Genomic DNA, 19494 nt, shown 5'->3' with positions numbered 1-19494 from the left:
GGTGCGGCCTCTTGTGCGAGCGCTCGCTTGGGTGATCGACGAGCGGCTGGCCACTCGTCGCCGACGGGAGCGTCTAGTGCCGCGTTTCGCCCGGCGGCTGGCAGGCCACGGATACCGCCCGCGCGCAGATGCAGCGCGTCAACAAGTCCGAGGCGAGGGGCTGGCGCTACCGCCGAGGGCGGGCCCGCTGGTCGGAGTCAAGCGGCGGGCTCTTCATGCACTACGGACTCGTCCGGGAGCGGGACGGCCGCTGGGGTGCGTCGTGGCATGCTCGACGCCGAGCGACGCCGACCCGACCGGACTCGCCGTGGCGTCCATCCACCCCGGAGCTCCCATGACGCCCCTGCCGCGCCACCCGCGATCCGACCACGCGACCGGTCCCTCGGCGTCGGGCGGACGTGCGGGCTCAGTCCCGTCCGAGTCGCACGAGGCGCGGCGCGCAGCCGGGGCCCGCTCGCACCCGTTGGGATCGGACGGTCACGACGCTGACGCGACGCCGACGGACGATGCCGCGGCTCGCGTCGACCGCGCCGGCTTCGACCAGGCCGGCCGCGTCGTCCGCTGCCACCGCTTCGCCCCGCTGCTCGACGGCGTCGAGTATTTCGCTGCGGTCCGTCGCTCGCTGCTGGCGGCCCGCCGTCAGGTCTGGGTCCTCGGCTGGGAGATCCACAGCGAAATCGATCTGCTCCGCGGCGAGGCGGCCGAGCAGGCGAAGGAGGCGGGCGAGCCACCGGTGCGATTGGCCGACCTCCTGATGTACCTCGTCGAGGAGCGTCCTGAGCTGCACGTGCGGCTGCAGATCTGGGAGGGCGCCTCGCTCTTCGCCGCCGAGCGCCAGCACCTGCCCCGCATGAAGCGGCCCTGGGCGGACCATCCCCGCATCGAGCTGCTCTGGGACGAGGGCGCGCCTTCGCTCGCGTCGCGGCACCAGAAGGTCGTCGTCGTCGATGACCGCGTCGCGTTCGCCGGTGGCATGGACCTCACCCGGCGTCGTTGGGACGCCCACGAGCACCGACCGGGCGACCGCCGGCGTCGCCCCCCGGGCCTGATCCCGCGGCTGGCCGCCCCCTACCATGACCTCATGACGGTGAGCGACGGTGCGGCCGCCCGTGCGCTCGGCGACCTCGCGCGGGAGCGGTGGCGCCAGGCCACCGGCCAGGTAATCGACCCGCCGGCGCCGGCCGGCGCGGCAAGTGCGACCGGAGCCGGAGACGACGCCGACGACGCGGACCCCGGCGGCATGCACGAAGGCGTCGACTGCGCCCCCGGCGGCCGCGACCACGACCACGCTCCCGACCCCTGGCCGGACGACGTCGAGTCCGCGCTGCGCCATCGGGAGCTCGCGATCGCGGTCACCGAGCCGGAGACCGATCCTTCCGGCGGCCGCGCCGAGGTGAAGGCGACCTTCATCGCCCAGGTCGCTGCCGCCCGCCGCCTGATCTTCGTCGAGTCGCAGTATTTCACCGCGGGCGCCGTCGCGGACGCTCTCGCCCGCCGTCTCGCCGAGCCCGACGGGCCGGAGGTCGTCCTGATCCTGCCGTGGGGCTGTCCGCAGCGGATCCAGGCCATGGCTCATGATCCGCACCGCGACCGGCTGCTCGAACGGCTCCGGCAGGCCGATCCGCACGGGCGCTTCGGCGTCTATTGGGTGACCCGTGACGGCCCCGAGCCCGACCACCCCCACGATGCGTCGGTCTACGTCCACGCCAAGCTGCTCGTGGTCGACGATGCGCTGCTCCGCATCGGCTCGGCCAACCTCAACAACCGCTCCATGCACCTCGAGACCGAGTGCGATGTGTTCATCGGCGCGCCCGAGGAGGACCAGGACGGCCGCGCCGCGATCACCGCCCTGCGCCGCCGGATCCTCGGGCACATGCTCGACGTGGACGCCGAGGAGGTCGCGGTCGCCGAGCGGGAGGCGGGCGGTCGTGTCGTGCCGGCGATCGAGGCCCTGCGCGGCGGCCGCTGGACGCTCGTGCCGTTCGAGCACCATGCGCCCGAAGACATTGCCACCACGGCCCTTCCGCTGGAGCTCGCTGATCCCGACCATCCGCTGTCGATCGACGATGTGCAGACGGTGATGCGGACGATGCGCTCGCACCAGCGCGTGCGGACGTGGCTGAGCCACCGCTGGAACGCCCTCGTCGGCGGTCTCCGCCGCTCGCCGGGACGGATCTCGGCCGCGATCATCGTCATGGCTGCGCTCCTCGCGTACCTGCTCACGCCGCTCGGCGGCCTCGGGCTGGAGCAGGCAGTCGCTCGCCTCCATGAGCTTACAGCCGGTCCGACCGGCCTCGCCGGGGTGCTGGTCGGCTTCGTCGTCCTCGCCACCCTCGGGGTGCCGGTCACGGTGCTGCTCGTGGCGCTGGGCGTCGTGCAGGGGGGACTCCTCGGCATCGGCTTCGGGCTCGTGGGCGTGCTCGGCTCGGCCGCGGCGGGCCGGGCGATCGGCGGCCTCTTCCCCGGGCGGTGCGACTGGGACGACGACAGTGAGGGCGAGCACCTCCTCCGGCGCGTCGCTCGGCACGTCCGACGACGCGGCACGCTCTCGGTGGTCCTCATCCGCAACCTGCCCGTCGCGCCCTTCGGCATGGTGAACGTCGCCTGCGGCGTCGCCGGCGTGCCGTGGTCGTCCTTCCTCCTCGGCACCGCCCTCGGCATGCTCCCCGGCATCGTGCTCCTCGTGCTGCTCGGGCGCGGCATCGCCGACCTGCTGACGAATCCGGAGCCGGTCCACCTGCTGCTGGTGGGGCTCGCGGTGGTTGCGATTCTGGGGCTCACTGCGCTCGCCGATGGCCTCCGCGCCACCTGGGGCGCCCGCGTGAGCGAGCCGGTGGACGCCGACGAGGACGACGCCGAGGCGCCCGAGGACCGTTCGTCCCGTGCCGCGCGCCCGCGCCGGGCGGGAGAGGATGGCTGAGTCCGCGTGCGACTGATCTCCTGGAACATCCACGGCGCGGTTGGCGTTGATCGCGTACACGATCCGGACCGCATCGTCGCCTGCCTCGCCGCGCTCGACGGCGACGTCGTCGGCCTGCAGGAGGTCGACTGGCGGCGCCCGCCGGTGCGCGGACTCGACCATCTCGCCCTGTTCGCTCGCGAGCTGAACATGGAGCCCGTCGCGGGCCCGAACCTCCGCGATCACCGCGGGCAATTCGGCAACGGCCTCCTCGTGCGCGGCGAGATCCTGGCCCGCCGCCGTGTCGATCTGTCCGAGCCCGGCCGCGAGCCCCGCGGGGCAATCGACGCCGACGTCCGCGTGCGCGGCCATAGGTTGCGCGTCGTCGTCACGCACCTCGGCCTCCAGCGCTTCGAGCGCCGCCGGCAGCAGCGGACCCTCGCCGCCCGGCTGCTCCGGCCGCCGCCCTCGGGCTCGCGGCCCGAGCTCGTCACGGTGCTCGCCGACCTCAATGAGTGGCTGTCCTTCGTGCGCGGCCCGCTGGTGCGCGGCCCCTGCCCGCTGTACGTCGGCGGCCCGACGTTCCCCGCCCGCGCGCCCTGGCTGAGCCTCGACGGCGTGTTGCTCGGCCCCGCCGGCGTGCGAGCGGCGGGCGGGGTGGTTGGCGACCGACCGTTCCGTGTCGCATCCGACCACCGTCCTGTCGCGTGCGACGTGCTCGAGGTTCCGGCGCTGGTGCCTGCTTCGTGAGCCACATCGCGCCATCGGCGGGATCACTTCTCGACGCGGATGCGCGGTCGTCATCGCGCTGTGTCCACACGACGACGAGCAAGCGGCCTGCGCTGCCGAGCCCAAGTGTCACGAAGCGTTGCTTCCCATCAACGTCGCGATCTTCCTGCGTCAGCGCATGCGGGTCGAGCAGGGCGGCTGCAGCCTCCGCATCGGCCGCGGCTGCCTTCGGATGCTTCGGGCGGCGCAATCTCCGGGCACTGCATCCGGGCACTGGGCCACTGGGATCTTGCGGCGCAGCGGGCGGGTGCTGGAGACGGCATTGCCGCGGGCGATCTGCAGGGGACCGCGCGGCTCCACAGGTCCTCGCTGGAGAACTGGGTGTAGACCTCGCGCAGCACGGGGTCGTACTCCGGCCCCAGAAAGGCAAAGGGCGCGATGAGCGCACCGGTGCGGATGCCGGTGACGATCTGAAGTCGGCGACCAGCGCCGCCGGCAGCGGGTGCATGCACCCGGGCGCCTGCGCGACAAGCGGCCGCGCTTCAGGCAGGGGCATCATCCCGCATCCGAAACAGCACGGCATAGAGCAGGGGCACGACGATGAGCGTCAGCAGCGTCGCGAAGGCGAGGCCGAACATGATGGTCACCGCCATGCTCTTGAAGAAGGGGTCGAGCAGCAGCGGCGCGACGCCGAGGATGGTGGTCAGCGCGCCCAGCACCACCGGCCGGGCGCGGCTGGCGGCGGCGTCCAGCACCGGCGCCAGGCCCGGGCTGCCGGATTTGCGCTCGGCGTCGGCCTCGTCCACCAGGACGATGGCGTTTTTGACCAGCATGCCGATGAGACTCAAGAAACCGAGGATGGCCATGAACTCGAAGGGCACTTGGAAGAGCAAGAGCCCGACGGCGACGCCGATGATCGCGAGCGGCACGGTGAGCCAGATCACCAGTGGCTGGCGCAGCGCGTTGAACATGACCACCACCGCGAGCACCATGGCCGCGAAGCCATAGGGCGCGGAGACCGCGAGCCCGGCGTTGGCCTCGCGGGATGCCTTGTACTCGCCGTGCCATTCCAGCGCATAGCCGGGCGGCAGCGCGATGGCCTCGATCTGCGGTTTGAGCCGTTCCAGCACCGGTGCGGACAGCGCGCCCGGCAGCGGATCGGCTTGGGCCTTGATGGTGGGAAAGCGGTCCACCCGGCGCACGATGGCGTCCACCCAAGCGAGGTCCGTGCCGTCCACCAGCTGGCCCACCGGCAGGTAACGGCCGGCCGTCGGGCTGTAGACCTGGACGTTGTCCAGCGCCGCGGCTTCCTCGCGCTCCGCCTGCGGCGCCCGGGCGATCAGCGGCACCAGGGTGTCGCCCTCGCGATAGACGCCCACCTGCTCGCCGCTGAAGGCACGATTCAGCGCGGCGCTGATCTCCCCGGCGTCGACACCGGCGCGCTGGGCGGCGACCGGGTCCACGTCCGGGCGCAGCACCGCGACCTTCTCGCGCCAGTCGTCCTGCACGGCGACAGCGCCCGGGTCCGCGGCCATGACGGCCTTGGCCTGGTCGGCGAGCCGGCGCAGCACCGCCGGGTCCGGCCCGCGGAAGGCGGCCTCGATCTTCTTGCCGCCGCCGCGTCCGAGCATGAACTTCCACACCTTGACGGCGGCGTCCGGATGCGCTGCCGTCAGCTCCGCCTGCAGCTCCGCCACCAGCGGATCGATGCGCCGGAAGTCGTCCACGTCCACCAGCAGCTGCCCGTAGGCGCTGTTCGGCTCCTCCGGGGCATAGGTCAGCATGAAGCGCAGGCCACCCTGGCCGACGAAGCTGGTGGCATGGGTGACGCCGGGCTTGGCGCGGACGCGCTGCTCGATGGCGCCGAGCTCCGCCGCCGTGGCCTCGATGTCGGTGCCCTGGGGCAGATACATGTCGACGACGAACTGCGGGCGCGCCGACTCCGGCATGAAGCCCGCCGGTACATGTCCGAGCCCGGCCACGCCCGCCGCCAGCAGGGCCAGCAGCGCGAGCCCGGTGCCCAGGCGATGCCGCAGCAGCGTGCGCAGCAGGGCCCGATAGCGCTCCAGCACCGGATGGCGGGGGCTGTGGGCGCCCGCGGCGGGCTTGACCTTGAGGAAAGACACGCACAGCAGCGGCGTGATGGTCACCGCCAGCAGCCAGCTCAGCAGCATGGAGTACAGGATCACCCAGAACAGGGAGCCTGCGTATTCGCCCATGTCCGTCGGCGACAGCCCGATGGCGCTGAAGGCCAGGATGCCCACCGCCGTGCCGCCGAGCAGCGGCCATTGCGTGGCCTGCACCACGGCGATGGCCGCGGCGCGGCGGTCCTCGCCCCGCTGCAGGCGCACCAGGATGCCGTCGGTGACGACGATGGCATTGTCCACCAGCATGCCGAGGGCGATGATCAGCGCGCCGAGGGAAATGCGCTGCATGGCGATGCCGTCCAGATACATCGCGATCAGGGTGCCGGCCACCGTCAGCACCAGCACGGCGCCGACGACGAATGCGCTGCGCAGCCCCATGAAGAGCACCAGCACGCCCACCACGATGACCACTGCGGCGATGAGGTTGGCGACGAAGCCGTCGACGGCCGCCCGCACCGAGTCGGACTGGTAGGAGACGGCGTTGAGCGCCATGCCCACCGGCCGCTGGGACTCCAGCTCCGCGAGCCGCGCGCGCACCGCATCGCCCATCTCCACCACGTTGCCGCCGGCGACGTTCGACACGCCGAGGCCGATGGCAGGCTGGCCGTCGTAGCCCATCAGGGCCTGCGGCGGCTCCACCACGCCGCGGGTGATGCGCGCCACGTCCTTGAGGAAGATCACCCGGTCGCCGCCGCCTGCGCCGAGCACGATGTTGCCGATGGCGGCCACCGAATCTACCTGCGCCTTGGGGACGATGCGGATGCGCTGCGCGCCGGCGGTCACGTCACCGGCGGCCGCGATCACGTTCTGCCGGTGCAGGGCCTCGTCGATCTGCGCCCGGGTGATGCCGAGCTGGGCGGCGCGGGCGGCGGTGATCTCGATGTAGATGGCATCCCGCGGCGTGCCCAGGGTGGCCACCTTGGCCACGCCGGGCACCAGCACCAGCTCGCGCTCCAGCACCTCCACATAGTCGCGGATCTGCTCCAGCGACCAGCCGTCGCCGGTGACGGCGAAGAAGAGCGCATAGACATCGCCGAAGTCGTCGTTGACCACCGACGGCCCGGCACCGGGGGGCAGCCGGCGCTGGGCGTCCTGCACCTTGCGGCGGAGCTTGTCCCAGACCTGCTCCAGTTGGTCGCGGGTGCGCGCGAAGGGCAGATCGATCTCCACCGACACCCGCGATAGGCCCATGCCGGAGACGGAGGTGATCTCCTTCACCTCCTGGAGCTGCTGTGCGGCGCCCTCGATGACGTCGGTGACCTCGTCCGCCACCTCCGTGGGCAGCGCGCCGGGGTAGGGCGTGACGATGACCGCCTCGCGGATGACGAACTCCGGGTCCTCGAAGCGGCCGAGCCCCTGGTAGCTGATCCAGCCGCCGATGAGCAGCAGCAGGCAGCCGAGCCAGGCGATGGTGCGCTTGTCCAGCGTGGCGGCGGCGATGTTCATGGCTGCGCCGTCAGAGATCCGACGCGAGCGGGTGCACGCGCATGCCCTCGCGCAGGTGGTGGACGCCGGCGGTGATGATCCGCTCGCCGGTGGCGAGCCCCGCCGGCACGGTGACGTCGGCGCCCTGGACGGCGCCGGTTTCGATCACGCGCCGGCTGACGCGGTCGGTCTCCGGGTCCACCACCCAGACGGTGGGTGTGCCGTCGGCGCCTGCGACGACGGCGGCCAGGGGTACGAGCACCGGGGCGACGGACACCGGTACCTCGCCGTCGCCAGCGGCATCGCCAGCCCCGGCGGCATCGGCAGGGGCGGGATCGGCGGCGGTCTCCGGCAGCACCTCGACGGCCATGCCCGGCAGCACCCGCAGGTCCGGCGGCCGGGCGAGGCCGAGGACCACCTCGTAGGTCTGGGTCTGCGGATCGGCCTCGCCCGCGAAGGATTTCAGCGTCACCGGGAAGCGCCGCTGCGGCAGGTCGTCGAACACCGCCGAGCCCGCGATGCGCTTCGGCTCGCTGCGCACCACGCGCTCCGGCACATGGATGACGATGTCCAGCGTATCCTGATTCTGCAGGCTCACCACCGGCTCCTTCGCCTGCACGTTCTGGAATCTCTCGACCAATCGGCGGGCGATACTGCCGGCGAAGGGTGCCGTCAGCCGGGTGTCTTCCAGGTCCTGCCGGGCGGCGGCGAAGCGCGAGCGCGCCACGTCCATCGCAGTGCGCTTGCGCTCCACCTCGGCCCGCGCCACGGCCTGGCTCTGCTCCCAGAGCCGGCGCACGCGCTCGTACTCGGCGGTGGCGGCATCGAGCTCCGCCCTGGCCGCGTCCAGGGTCGTCTCGTAGGCGGCGGGGTCCAGGCGCGCGATCAGGGCGCCCGTGTCCACCGCTTGTCCTTCGACCACGGGCAGCTCGACGATCTGCCCGGGCACGTTGAAGGCCAGCTCCACCCGCTGCACCGCCCGCACCCGGCCGGGGAAGCGCAGGCTGCTGTCCAGCGCCGCCGGGCTCACCCGCAGGATCTGAGCCGGGCGGGAGACGTCGGCGGGCTCGCTCGGGGGTGGCTCGGACTGCCCGCATCCGGCGAGAGCGACCGCCAGCGCCAGGGCCGCGGTCAACAACCGGTGCCGGGCGGGGGTTATTGTGGACGTCCGCCATCGGCGGCTGCGCTCGTGTGTCATGGTCTTGCGATCACGTCCTCGGTGAGGCCGGTCCAAGGGCTAGATGATGATCGCTCGGGGCCTCGGCCGCATGCCGGCACCGCCCAAAATGGGCGGATGAGTCGGTGTCAGCGGCTGCGTCAAGCGCGCGAGGGCCCTGGCCCACGTTCTTTGCGGAGACGGCCGAGCGTCTGTTCCGGAATGGATTGGGGCAGGGCAGTTCCCGGTGTAAGCCGGGCGGAGGCGCGAACGACCACCATCGCTGTCGCCCATCACCGGCCCATCACCGGCTGCGCTTGGTTTGGCTTGACAAGTGGGGCGTTCGCGAGTCGCTCGCAGGCGGCGATTGCATCTGCCACAACGGTCAGCGCCGCTATGGCGGCGCGCCGGGTCGAGCCGCCGGTTTGGCGAGATAGAGCCGGATGATCAGCACCAGCGCCAGGATGGCTCCCAGATTGGCCAGCGACACGGCCGGCGAGAGTCCGATGCCCTCGCGGCGCTCCGCCGGCGGCTGGAAGGCGACGGTGGATGTCGGCAGGCTCGGGTCCAGGCCGACGGTGACGTCGAGCGCCTCGCGGATACGCGCCACCGTGCCCGCGGCCACCGGTAGGTTCTGGCCGATGGCGGCGGAGCCCGGGCCGACAACGCCGACGGCCTCCGTCGGATCCTGTCGAGCCGCCGCCAGTACCGCCTGGCTGCCGACGCTGGCGAGCGGTGTGGTCTGCCCTGGATAGGTCCCGGCCGGAATGGTCACCGGCTGCAGGAAGGGGAAGGCCATGCGGTTGCCCTCGGCCGCCCAGCGGTCGATGGGCGCGAGCCGCAGGCCGGATGCGAGCAGCTCGGCGATGAGCGGATGACCGGTCTCGGCCATGATCAGCAGGCCGTCCAGCTCGCCGTCGCGCACTGCAGCGGCCTGGGCGCGGAAGGCGGCGAGGCCGGTGGCATCGGTAGGCACCAGGGCCGCTTCGGCCGACGCCATACCGGACTCGAGAAAGACCACGGTGCGCGCTGTGACACCGGCGCCGGGGCCCACGCCGAGGCTCGACTCGGCGCCCCAGACCTCCCGGTCTTCGTCGGGCCGCACCAGCAGATGCAGGGTGTCGAAGCCCACCGGCACCAGGGCGTCGGCATCGCCCCGCTGCGGCTTGCCCCGCTCGGTCTGTGGGAGCGGCATCCCTGTCGCGATCGCCGTCGGATCGGCATCCCCGCGCTCGATGTCGAGATTGAAGAGCTCAGGCCCGCTCACCAGCGCATAGCGGACTGCACCGTCGCGCAGCGGCGCGAGGGGGTCGGAAACACGCCGCACCTCGATGCGCCGCCCGGGGAAGGCCTTGCGCAGCCCCAGCACCACGTCCGCCGCCTGCCCGGCGACGGCATCCAGGCGGCCCACCGCGATGCCGAAGGGGCGGGCCAGGGTACCGTCGGTGGCCGGTGGCAGGGTGGGGTCCAGGAAGCGGGCGACGGCCGCGAAAGGATCGGTGCCCAGCGTCGCCACCTCCACCATCATCTCCTGCATGGCCTCGGTGGAGACCCGGTCTTCAAGGCTCGCCAGTGCTTGCGCGATGTCGGGACGGCGCTCCAGCAAGGCTTTGCGGGTGATGGGCGCTGCGGCATAGGCCGGAAAGAAGCCGCGGTCGTCGGCGATGCCGACCAGCCCGAACTCGGCGATCTGCGGGTCTGTGCCGAAGCCCACGGCCAGGTCGAGGTCGCCGCCAAGCAGGGCCGCGTAGAGCCTGTCCTTGCCCTCCGGCGAGCTCGGCACCACCAGCGTCGGCTCGGCGTTGAGCCCGTAGCGGCGTACCAGCGGCTCGAAGCCGTCCACCGGCCGCGCCCGGAACTCCTCGGTCATGCCCATGCGCAGCGCCTGGCCCCGGTCGGCCAGCGCGCTCAAGGTCGCCGGTGATGCCGCGGCGCGGGAGCCCGGGCGCGCCAGCACGACATAGTCGTTGCTGAAGCCGAGCAGTGGCCCCATGGTCAGCTCGAAGGGCGCGAGCTCCTGCTGCGCAGCGACGAAGGACGCCGGGTCCTCGTGCACAGGCGGGTGGCCGGCCAGCGCCAGGATGGAGCCGGAGTAGTCCACATGCAGGTCGATGTCGCCGACCCACAAGGCGCCGAGGGTATCCAAGGTGTTGCGCGCCGTGTCGTCCACCTCCGCCGGGATGTTGTGGGCGCGCAGCGTCTGCGCCAGGAGCTGGGCGGTGATCTGCTGCTCGGCGAAGTCTTTGGCCCCCACCACCACCGGGCGCTCGATCTCGCCGCAGCCGGCAAGGACCGCCACTGCCAGCGCCACCAGCCAGCGCATATGCCGGTACGCGTTCATGCTGAGCGGGCCTCCTCCTCGCGCTGAGCCGCCGCCGGACCTTCCTCGTCGCGCAGCGTGCGCAGGAAGGCGGCGATCTGCAGCAGCAGCACCAGCGCGAAGGGAATGGCGCCGGTGACGGCCAGGGTCTTGGCCACCTCGACGCTGCCCGCCAGCAAGGTGCCGATGGTGATGGCCGTGATGATCAGCGCCCAGGTCAGCTTGAGGCCCACCGGAGGGTCCAGCGTGCCCTTGCCGGTCATCATGCTGACCACGAAGGTGCCGCTGTCGGCGCTGGTCACCAGGAACACGAAGATCAGCACCAGCGCCGCCCAGCTCAGCATCTCCGCGAGCGGGAAGAAGTCGAAGAGCGCGAACAGCGCCTTGGCAACGTCATCGAACACCAGGTCCGCGAGCCCGCCCGAGCCCTGCAGCTCGATGAAGAAGCCGGCGCCGCCGAAGGTGGCGAACCAGAGCATGGAGAAGATGGACGGGATCAGCACCACCCCCAGCATGAACTCGCGGATGGTCCGCCCGCGGCTGATGCGGGCGATGAAGACGCCGACGAAGGGACCCCAGGCGAGCCACCAGATGAGATAAGTCAGGGTCCAGCCGGCCGTCCATTCCGTGAGCCCCTCGAAGGGATAGAGGCGAAAGGACATGGCCGGGAGGTTGTTGAGATAGTCGCCGATGGTGGTGGTGAAGGTCTCCAGGATGAAACGCGTCGGGCCGACAAAGAGTATGAACAACATGATGGCCACGGCGATGGCCATGTTCAGGTTGGACAGCACCTTGATGCCCTGGCCGAGACCGGTGCTGGCGGAGGTGAAGAAGCACACCGCCAGCACGCAGACGATGGTGATGCTCACCCAGTCCGTCGCCGGCACCCCGGCCACCTCGCCGAGACCGGCGCGCACCTGCAGGGTGCCCATGGCCAGCGAGCCGCCCAGACCGAGGATGACGGCCACCACCCCCAGGATGTCGGCGGCGGTGGCCACGGGGCCGACCCAGCGTCCGCGAAAGGCATAGCGGATGGGGGTGGAGATGAGCCCCGGCTTGTTGCGGCGGAAAATGAAGTAGGCGATGACCAGGGCGCAGACGGCGTAGATGGACCAGGCGTGCAGCCCCCAGTGCAGATTGGTCAGCACCATGGCCAGTCGGGCGGCCTCCGGCGTACCGCCGGCGATGCCTGGCGGGTCCGTGAAGTGGTACATCGGCTCCGCCGGGCCCCAGAACAGGAGTCCTGCCCCCATGCCGCCGGCGAAGAGCATGGCGATCCAGGAGACCGTCGAGAACTCGGGCTCGTCGTCGTCGGCACCGAGCTTGATCTTGCCGTAGGGCCCGAGCGCCAGCACTGCGCCGAGGACGACGAAGCTGGTGCAGAGCATCAGGAACAGCCAGTCGAGCGTCGTCAGCGCGAAGCCGGTGAGGGCGTTTGCGGCGCCGGCGACGGCATCCGGTGCCAGCACGCTCCAGACGCCGATGGCCCCGCAGATGATCACGGACAGGATGAACACGGCGCCGAGCACGGGCCTTGATGGTGAAGCTTTGACCATTAAGGCCTCCGGAAATGGTTGGGCCGACTAGCCATTCGTGGCGCTCGCGGAAGGCGCAGCGTGCGGTCTCGTCAGAGGCGAATAGGCTACCAGGGTCCGGGCATCAGAGGGATGCCGCAACCTTGGGCCGCTCAAAATGGGCCATAATGAGCAAGCCGCCTGCGACATCGACGCAACCGATGGTGGAGCCTGTCCGCACTTATCCGTCGGTGTCTCCAACGCCGCGGCATCGTTCCAGCCGAGGCCGCCATGACCTTCGACGAACAGACCCTGAGCGCACACTTCGGCCGCATCTGGCCGGTGCACAACGATGCCTTCTGCGAGCTGTTGGTTCTGTTGCGCCGGCAATTCGGCGGCGACCTGGACCGGATGCTGGTGCTCGCCATCATCGGCTCCCGCACCTTGTCCCGGGGCCGCATCGAGGGGCTGTCCTACGAGGACTTCACGGCGATGGATAGACCGGATGACGAGCCCGCGCCGATCAATCTCCAGTCCATCGCGGACTACAGCGGCATCCCGCGGGAGACCGTGCGCCGCAAGCTCCGCGACTTGGAGCAGCTGGGCTGGATCATCCGCCGCGACAATGGTTTCTTGATCGCCTCCAGCAAGGCCACCAAGGACTTGGCGCCCGCCACCGAGGCAACCCTGCACTACCTCGCCACGGTCGTCGCCGTCTGCACCAACACGCTGTCGGACTGAGCGTCATCCGCGCATTCCCGCCCGGGTCCATTGGGCTCGGATTGGGAGCTGCCGAGTCATCGGTGTGCGCCGATCCCAAAACCCGGCTTGAAACCCTGGCTTGATGAGGGGCTCTGCCGCCGGCGCCCATTTTGGGTGCCCAGCGGCTTGCGGCGGCTGCGGGCATCCACTTGAATTGGCCCGCCCCTAGGCCAACCCAGCCGGTCTCTCCATGTACGATCCACGCGATTTCCACCTCAACGGCGCCATTGCGCTGGTCACCGGCGCCGGTGCCGGCATCGGCCGCGCCATCGCCGAGACCTTTGCCGCCGCCGGCGCTTCAGTCGCCGTGACGGACCGAGATGCGGCCACGGCCCAGCAGGTCGCCGCGGCCATCACCGAGGCCGGCGGCAAGGCGACCAGCGCCGCTTGCGATGTGACCCAGGAGGCGGACCTCGTCGCTGCGGTGGACCTCGCCGTCAACGCCTTCGGTGGACTGACCATCCTGGTCAACAACGCCGGCGGCGGCGGCCCGAAGCCCTTCGATATGCCCATGTCGGACATGCGCTTCGCCTTCGAGCTGAACCTGTTCTCCGTCTTCCGGCTCTGCCAGCTCGCCGCGCCGCACATGGCGCAGGCCGGCGGCGGCGCCATTCTCAACATCACCTCCATGGCCGGCGAGAACAAAAATCAGCGGATGGCCTCCTACGGGGCTTCCAAGGCCGCCGAGAATCACCTCACGCGCAACATCGCCTTCGATCTCGGGCCGAAAAACATCCGTGTGAATGCCATCGCACCGGGCGCCACCCGCACCGATGCGCTCAAGAAGGTGCTCACCCCGGAGATCGAAGCCAAGATGCTCGAGCACACGCCCCTGAAGCGCCTCGGCGAGCCCGCGGACATGGCCAATGCCGCGCTCTTTCTGTGCTCGCCCGCCGCGGCCTGGATCAGCGGACAGATCCTGACCGTGTCCGGCGGCGGGCTGCAGGAGCTCGACTGATGCAGACGGGCTCGTTCGGTCCCGACCAACGGAAAACCCACCAGGAGCGCGACATGTCCCAATTCGACCCGTTCAAAGACTTTCGCATGCAGGGCCATTCGGCCATCGTCACCGGCGGTGCGCAGAACATCGGTGAGGCCATTGCGCGCAGCTTCGCCGGCGCCGGGGCCAAGGTGATGATCGCCGATCTCAACGGCGAGAAGGCCGAAGCGACCGCCGAGGAGATCGCCGCGGAGACCGGCAGCGAGGTCATCGGCATGGCCTGCGATGTGACCAAGGATGACCAGATCGACGCCTGCGTGGCCAAGACCGCCGAGACCTTCGGCGGTGTCTCGACGCTGGTGAACAACGTCGGTTGGGGCCGGGCCTATCCGGACCCGCTCGCCGTCCCGGCCGAGGAGATGATCGAGAGCTACAGGCTCAATACCCTGGCCGCACTGCGGATGACGGCGGCCTGCCGGCCGCACCTGGAGCAGGCGACCAACCCGACCGTGACAAACTCCGGCTCCCTGGTGGGCGTGCTGCCAGCCTTCGATTTTATTGCCTATTCGGCGGCGAAGGCGGCACTCAACCACGCGATGCTCGGGCTCGCCCACTATTTCGCCAAGCAGGTTCGGGTCAACACGGTACTCATCGGCACAGTCCTCACGCCAGGCTATGCCGAGGCCGGGCTCGACGAGAAGGCGCAGCAGGCACTGGCACATCCCGACAACCTCACGGGCCGGGCCGGACGCCCCGAGGACATCGCCAACGCCTTCCTCTGGCTCGCCTCTCCGGCGGGGAGTTGGATATCGGGTCAGACCATCCAGGTCTCGGGCGGCGGCAAGCGCGTGCGCCTGATGCCCGAATAACGCCAGGCGGCAGGCCTCCGCCCAGTGCTCAGCCATGCAGCGACCTCCGCGGCCCCGCAACGGACGCGCGTGTTCCGGCTCGCCCGGGCACCGGTTGGGGTGCTGGTTGGGGTGCTGGGTGCCGGCGCCGTGATTGCGCAAACCGGTGCCGGCAGTGGTGCCGGTGTCGGTGGCGGGCCGGGCTACGAGGCCCTCCAGCCCCTGCACGGCGGCGAGACCATCACCTCCATTGTCGTTGACGTGGAGCCGCCGAATACGCCCCGCGCGGATCAACTCCAAGCGAGCGTGCGCGACGCGCTAGGGCTGCGCCCCGGCGACCCCTGGGACCCGATGCTCGGGGCGGCGATCCGCGCCAGGCTGGAGGCGCGGCCCGAGATCCGGACCGTCGCCTTTGCCGGACGCGCCGTCGGCGGCGGCGTCGGCCGGGAGCTCATCGTGACCGTACGCCCGGCCACTGCCGAGGCGGCGGCACCCCCGCGGGGTCTGCTTGTCACGGGCGACCCGGGCGACTTCCCGGTGCTCTACCGCCGCGGCGGTCGCCACCTGCAGGTCATCCTCAACGGCGGCTTCGGCGTCTACTCGGACGGCAAACCCTGGTTCAACAGTCCAGTGACCTTCACCCGCGGCAATCCGCTGGTGGAGGACCCGGCGGCGGGCGCTGGCACCGGCAACCGCGCGAGCTGGGCCGAGGGGTTCGTCCAGATCGGTGTGGGCGGCGTCGCACCGGTCGCTGGTGAGGACCTGTACGGGTTCGGCGCGGTGTCCGGCATCGCCCCCGGCTCGGTGGGGCGCGACATCTTTCGCGATGACCTCCGCGCGAGCTTCGACCTGGAGCTGGGCTATGCGGGCCTGCTCTATGCACCGCAGGACGAGCGCCGCCGGCTCAAGGTCTCCGCCGGCCGCCAGAACTTCACCCTGAACAGCGGCTTTCTGATCTCGCAGTTCGGCTCGCAACACCCAGGCCAACCGCAAGACGCACCGGGTCCGGCTGAACGTCGCGCCCACGCCGAAGCTCAACCTGACGTTCGACGTCTACAAGCACATCGCCAACCAGAAGAACAACCTCGGTGCCAACCCGGCGCTCGGGACTCTGTCGAGTCGCGACCTCGGCGAGGAGATCCAGCTCACCATGCGATGGGCCTTGTCGAGGCGACTGTTCCTGCAAGGCATCACCGGCATCGCCTTTCCAGGCGCTGCCATCGAAGACGCGACCGAGGGTGAGGCCGCGCCCTGGAATACGGCCCAGCTTCAGGTGTTCTGGGGCTTTTGATCGCCCGTGTACGCTTGGTGCTCAAGGCTCAGGCTTGGAGCGATGCGCCACCGGCCGCATGCCTCGCCGACTTTTTAGGCCCGTTCACAGAGAGTCCGTCCGATGTCCACTTCCCAAGCAACAGCTTCACCGAATCCATCCGCGGTCGCGACAGGCGCGATTGTTTCCGGCGTCATCAATGCGATCATCAACGGTGCCATCCAATGGTATCTGCTTGCAGGCCACGCACCGCTTCCCTTGACCGTGGACAGCATTTCCACCGACGAGCACACCGTATTCGGCGCCGCGGTGCCGCTGGCGGTCAGTCTGGCCGTCATTCTAACGGCCGTCGCCTACACGACCATCAAGCCGCCCAAGCCGCGGTTTTATCCGACCTTCCTGTGGATGACCATCAAGCATGGCTTCTTTGCGCTCGGCGTCATCGTCACCTTTGCGGTGCTGTGGCAACGCGTGCTCGGCTCCATCCTGGTTCCGCTGGCGGCGGCCGTGATCATCCTGGGCTTGGTTGCGGGGGTGGTCGCGGCGGTGGTGAACTATATGACCCTCATGGAGAGTCACCGGCGCAGTCAACCCGCAATAGCAATCCGATAGGAGTACATCCGATGACGCATTTCGAGCTTGGGAGAACAAGGATGATCAGCGCCGCCCTCGGCGCCTTGGTGCTGGCTTGCGCGCTGGCGACAGGCGTCGGCTGGGCGCAGGACACGACGGCTGAAGCAGCGACCGCCGGCGCTGACGCCCGGGACACGGCACCGGCCTATCCGGCGGGCCTCGATGATCCGACCATCGAGCTGGACAAGCTGGAGCTGCGGATGATCCCGCTGACCGCCGATGAGCTCGCGGCGCTCGCTGCGGTTTGGCAGGCGCAGGCGCGCGCCGCCGCCCAGGCAGTCGTCGACCAGAGCCTTGAGGTGCGCGCAGCCGACGGGGAGGAGGCCGAGGCACTGCGTAAGGAGCGGCTCGAGCTGGTGGAGGAGCGTGGTCGCATTTTCGAGAAGGCTTCGGCCGTGATCGCAAGCCTCGAGGCCAAGGGCGGCGACCCGGCGGAGGTCGAGTCCATGCAGGGCTACCTGGATGCGGTCATCGACGCCGGGCGCTCGCAGCTGACGCTGCAGGAGTTCACCGACGGTTTCCTGAAGTGGCTGGTCTCACCAGAGGGCGGCGTGGCGGTCGGCTTTCGTCTCGCCGTCATCATCGGCTCGTTCTTCGTCCTGCTCATCGTCGCCAGGATCGTGCGCGCCTGGGTGCGCCGCGCCGTCGACCGGACCCCGCAGCTCTCCAATCTGCTGAGCGGGTTCCTGGTCATGTTGGTGTACTGGCTCACCATCGCCTTCGGCCTGATGTTCGTACTCGCGCTGCTGGGGGTGAACATCACGCCGCTGTTCGCGTTGGTGGGCGGCGCCTCCTTCATCCTCGCGTTCGCGATGCAGGAGACATTGGGCAACCTCGCCGCCGGCCTGATGATCATGATCAACCGCCCCTTCGACGAAGGCGACTATGTGCAGGTCGCCGGTCTCGGCGGCACTATCAAGCACGTCTCCATCATGTCCACGACGGTGACCACGCCCGACAACCAGGTGATCACGATCCCGAATTCCAGGGTCTGGGGCGACGTCATCACCAATGTCACCGCCTCCGACACCCGCCGCGTCGATCTCGTCTTCGGCATCGGCTACGGCGACTCCATCGAGCAGGCGCAGCAGGTGCTGGAAGACGTGGTCACCAACCATCCGCTGGTGCTGGAAGACCCGGCGCCGAACATCCGCGTCAGCGAGCTCGGGGACAGCTCGGTCAACTTCATCGTGCGCCCATGGACCAAGACCGCCGATTACTGGACCGTCTACTGGGACCTCCAGCGCGCGGTGAAGGAGGCCTTCGACGCCAACGGTATCTCGATTCCGTTCCCGCAGACGGATATGCACCTGCATGTGGCAGACAACGAAAAGGCTGCGAGCCCGGCGGTGGTGTCGACTCTGATCGGAGACGATACGGAGAAGCAGCCCGCGGCTTCCGACTACGCCAGTGGTGATTATGGCGCCGATGAGCCGGGGGAGGCCGAGGAAGGAGGAGACGGCGGCGATGGGGGCGGGCGCGGCTAGCAGCGCTTGCGTGAGAGGTCAGATGCTCGACGGACGCGGGCTCCAGCGGGACCATCGACGTCGGCGCCTGATCGTTCGTTTTCGTGCATTGAGCCTGGTCGGTCGGCTATCTCGCTCGACCGGAACTCCTGGTAGAAGTCTGGTGAGCATCCATCAGAGGCGCGTGTGGCAGAGGGCGGGCATGATAGAGGCCGGGTACGCCGATACGGCAAGGCGACCATACGATAGTACCCATCCCTTATCGAAATCGGTATCGCGACCGATATCGGTATCACTGCCGCAATCGCGATCGGAATCGATCCAGACCAATGCCGAGCCACCGACGCGGTTACGCATTTTCGTTGCGCCGCGATTGCGCCGGTCGACGGGAGGTAGTAACGTTTCTACATTCGTGATCTGTGGAGGCTTGGCGTGCCGACCTTGACCAGCCGAGAATTCAATCGTGAGACCGGCAAGGCCAAGCGGGCAGCCGACCAGGGGCCTGTGTTCATCACCGACCGCGGGCAGCCTAGCTATGTGTTGCTATCCATCGAGGAATACCGGAGGCTCTCCGGGGCCGAGCGCAAGATTGCCGACCTGCTGGCCATGCCCGGCGACGAAGGGATCGATTTCGAGCCGCCGCGGCTGACCGATCTCGCGAGCGCGGCCGAGCTCGGCTGATGTACCTGCTGGATACCAACATCGTCTCCGAGCTGCGCAAGGCCCGATCCTATCGATGTCGCCGTGGCACGCGCCGGCGCCAAGCTGCATGTGCCTGATCCCCGCCCGGTACGGGATGCCTTGATTGCGGCCACCGCACTCGTCCACGGCATGACCGTGGTCACCCGCAACGTGGCGGACTTTGCACCAACCGGCGCGATTGTGCTCAACCCCTGGTCGTTATGACTTCCGCGATGACCGACCTCGCCAGGTCGTCGTTGCGGCGCGCTTTCCGCATGCCTGACGATCTGATCCATGCGAAAGAGCAGGGACTGCGTCAGTCTGGTGGGCATCGGCAATGGCGCGAGCTTGCCTTGTTTTGGTCATTCCCGCCCCTTGGACGCCGGACGCTCGGCATCGAGCCGCGCCGCCGGCGGGCAAGCCGGCGCTCCCGGTGAGGGGCGGCGCCGGCGGCAGCAGCAGGGGATCAGCTGGTGTGCAGCTCGGTGGGCTCGTGGCGTTTCAGGATCTCCTCGATCTCGGCCTCGGCGGATTCCGGGCCCATCACCTGCACCTGGTTCTTGTCGTGGCTGATGCGGATCTTCTCCTGTGGAATGCCGACGGAGACGAGGTCGTTGCGCACATTGGTCAGGGTGTCTGCCGACGCATAGACCGCGGTAATGATTTCTGCCATGGCTTTGGATCTCCTCAAGGGTGGGCGGGGC

15 protein-coding genes are annotated in these 19494 nt (G+C 69.6%); 10 read left to right on the top strand and 5 right to left on the bottom strand.

From position 1 onward, the window contains the following. Positions 1-334: 334 nt before the first annotated feature. Positions 335-2920, top strand: a complete 2586-nt coding sequence (locus CKO31_RS16700; RefSeq protein ID WP_200239741.1) for a VTT domain-containing protein — start codon at positions 335-337, stop codon at positions 2918-2920. 6 nt (positions 2921-2926) lie between these two features. After that, complete coding sequence (locus CKO31_RS26910; protein WP_242475441.1) at positions 2927-3649, top strand: endonuclease/exonuclease/phosphatase family protein; 723 nt, start codon at positions 2927-2929, stop codon at positions 3647-3649. A gap of 521 nt (positions 3650-4170) precedes the next feature. Here CKO31_RS26910 and CKO31_RS16690 read toward each other — a convergent pair. From CKO31_RS16690 to CKO31_RS16675, 4 genes are all read right to left on the bottom strand, one after another. After that, positions 4171-7221 (bottom strand): efflux RND transporter permease subunit, encoded by a 3051-nt coding sequence (locus tag CKO31_RS16690; protein ID WP_200239737.1) that lies wholly within the window; start codon positions 7219-7221, stop codon positions 4171-4173. 10 nt (positions 7222-7231) lie between these two features. After that, complete coding sequence (locus CKO31_RS16685) at positions 7232-8335, bottom strand: efflux RND transporter periplasmic adaptor subunit (protein ID WP_200239735.1); 1104 nt, start codon at positions 8333-8335, stop codon at positions 7232-7234. A 415-nt stretch (positions 8336-8750) separates the two neighbouring features. Continuing rightward, the gene (locus CKO31_RS16680) at positions 8751-10697 is read right to left on the bottom strand and encodes a glycine betaine ABC transporter substrate-binding protein (protein WP_200239733.1); all 1947 of its coding nucleotides are present in this window, start codon (positions 10695-10697) and stop codon (positions 8751-8753) included. Then, positions 10694-12232 (bottom strand): BCCT family transporter, encoded by a 1539-nt coding sequence (locus tag CKO31_RS16675; RefSeq protein WP_200239732.1) that lies wholly within the window; start codon positions 12230-12232, stop codon positions 10694-10696. The genes CKO31_RS16680 and CKO31_RS16675 overlap by 4 nt, the downstream gene beginning before the upstream one ends. A 249-nt stretch (positions 12233-12481) precedes the next feature. Between CKO31_RS16675 and CKO31_RS16670 the strand changes: the two genes are divergently transcribed. From CKO31_RS16670 to CKO31_RS16635, 8 genes are all read left to right on the top strand, one after another. Beyond that, entirely contained in the window at positions 12482-12931 is a 450-nt protein-coding gene (locus CKO31_RS16670) for a helix-turn-helix domain-containing protein (RefSeq protein ID WP_200239730.1), read from the top strand. A 211-nt stretch (positions 12932-13142) separates the two neighbouring features. Then, entirely contained in the window at positions 13143-13910 is a 768-nt protein-coding gene (gene hdhA / locus CKO31_RS16665) for a 7-alpha-hydroxysteroid dehydrogenase (protein WP_200239729.1), read from the top strand. A 53-nt stretch (positions 13911-13963) separates the two neighbouring features. Further along, a complete protein-coding gene (locus CKO31_RS16660) occupies positions 13964-14761 on the top strand; it encodes an SDR family oxidoreductase (RefSeq protein WP_200239727.1) in 798 nt (265 codons plus the stop codon). Between the two features lie 129 nt (positions 14762-14890). Further along, positions 14891-15982 (top strand): hypothetical protein, encoded by a 1092-nt coding sequence (locus CKO31_RS16655; RefSeq protein ID WP_200239725.1) that lies wholly within the window; start codon positions 14891-14893, stop codon positions 15980-15982. A 151-nt stretch (positions 15983-16133) separates the two neighbouring features. Next, entirely contained in the window at positions 16134-16622 is a 489-nt protein-coding gene (locus CKO31_RS16650) for a hypothetical protein (protein ID WP_200239723.1), read from the top strand. Positions 16623-16663: 41 nt separating this feature from the next. Then, complete coding sequence (locus CKO31_RS16645; RefSeq protein ID WP_200239722.1) at positions 16664-18130, top strand: mechanosensitive ion channel family protein; 1467 nt, start codon at positions 16664-16666, stop codon at positions 18128-18130. A gap of 411 nt (positions 18131-18541) precedes the next feature. Beyond that, the gene (locus CKO31_RS16640; protein ID WP_322789162.1) at positions 18542-18790 is read left to right on the top strand and encodes a type II toxin-antitoxin system Phd/YefM family antitoxin; all 249 of its coding nucleotides are present in this window, start codon (positions 18542-18544) and stop codon (positions 18788-18790) included. Positions 18791-18802: 12 nt separating this feature from the next. Continuing rightward, positions 18803-19015, top strand: coding sequence for a PIN domain-containing protein (locus CKO31_RS16635; RefSeq protein WP_438874017.1), 213 nt, complete (start codon positions 18803-18805; stop codon positions 19013-19015). Between the two features lie 241 nt (positions 19016-19256). Here CKO31_RS16635 and CKO31_RS16630 read toward each other — a convergent pair whose 3' ends face one another. Beyond that, positions 19257-19463 (bottom strand): hypothetical protein, encoded by a 207-nt coding sequence (locus tag CKO31_RS16630; protein WP_200239718.1) that lies wholly within the window; start codon positions 19461-19463, stop codon positions 19257-19259. Between the last annotated feature and the right edge of the window lie 31 nt (positions 19464-19494).

The organism is Thiohalocapsa halophila, assembly GCF_016583825.1.
GTDB classification, from domain to species: Bacteria; Pseudomonadota; Gammaproteobacteria; order Chromatiales; family Chromatiaceae; genus Thiohalocapsa; species Thiohalocapsa halophila.
This window is presented reverse-complemented; position numbering and strand designations above follow the sequence as displayed.

Bases quoted from the DNA above. Each gene is read 5' to 3' on its own strand.
- CKO31_RS16650 (WP_200239723.1), top strand. From the start codon at position 16,134: ATGTCCACTTCCCAAGCAACAGCTTCACCGAATCCATCCGCGGTCGCG.
- hdhA (WP_200239729.1), top strand. From the start codon at position 13,143: ATGTACGATCCACGCGATTTCCACCTCAACGGCGCCATTGCGCTGGTC.
- CKO31_RS16675 (WP_200239732.1), bottom strand. From the start codon at position 12,232: ATGGTCAAAGCTTCACCATCAAGGCCCGTGCTCGGCGCCGTGTTCATC.
- CKO31_RS16630 (WP_200239718.1), bottom strand. From the start codon at position 19,463: ATGGCAGAAATCATTACCGCGGTCTATGCGTCGGCAGACACCCTGACC.
- CKO31_RS16690 (WP_200239737.1), bottom strand. From the start codon at position 7,221: ATGAACATCGCCGCCGCCACGCTGGACAAGCGCACCATCGCCTGGCTC.
- CKO31_RS16660 (WP_200239727.1), top strand. From the start codon at position 13,964: ATGTCCCAATTCGACCCGTTCAAAGACTTTCGCATGCAGGGCCATTCG.
- CKO31_RS16670 (WP_200239730.1), top strand. From the start codon at position 12,482: ATGACCTTCGACGAACAGACCCTGAGCGCACACTTCGGCCGCATCTGG.
- CKO31_RS16680 (WP_200239733.1), bottom strand. From the start codon at position 10,697: ATGAACGCGTACCGGCATATGCGCTGGCTGGTGGCGCTGGCAGTGGCG.
- CKO31_RS16645 (WP_200239722.1), top strand. From the start codon at position 16,664: ATGATCAGCGCCGCCCTCGGCGCCTTGGTGCTGGCTTGCGCGCTGGCG.
- CKO31_RS16700 (WP_200239741.1), top strand. From the start codon at position 335: ATGACGCCCCTGCCGCGCCACCCGCGATCCGACCACGCGACCGGTCCC.